We start from the raw sequence: 293 nt of genomic DNA on the forward strand, positions 1-293 counted from the left end.
TACTGTTCCAGTAATCTGTACTGTTGGCTCGGTTTCTCCCGTTGGCTGAGTTGCTTCAACTTGAGTAGATTCCGAAGTCACTGTCGTTGCAAAAGCGGTTGTTGTCGAGACCCCAGCCCCAAGTAAGCAAGTGGCAATTAGCACTGAGCCTACACCGACTTTAAATTTACGAATACTATATCTGAATTTTTTCTTTGCAGTTTCCATTTCTATTATTCCTAATTTATATTTTATTATATACTGTTATTGTACCATGATATTCAGGTGTCGGGTGTATTTTTTATATATTAAAA

The 293-nt window shown here is 37.2% G+C and carries 1 protein-coding gene; it reads right to left on the reverse strand.

Features of this window, described 5'->3' with window-relative positions; genetic code table 11:
- Window positions 1-207: YSIRK-type signal peptide-containing protein (locus C1E99_RS00555; RefSeq protein ID WP_153060126.1), on the reverse strand; the 207-nt coding region annotated here is incomplete at its 3' end.
- Window positions 208-293 lie beyond the last annotated feature (86 nt).

This window comes from Streptococcus suis (assembly GCF_002964045.1).
GTDB classification, from domain to species: Bacteria; Bacillota; Bacilli; order Lactobacillales; family Streptococcaceae; genus Streptococcus; species Streptococcus suis_U.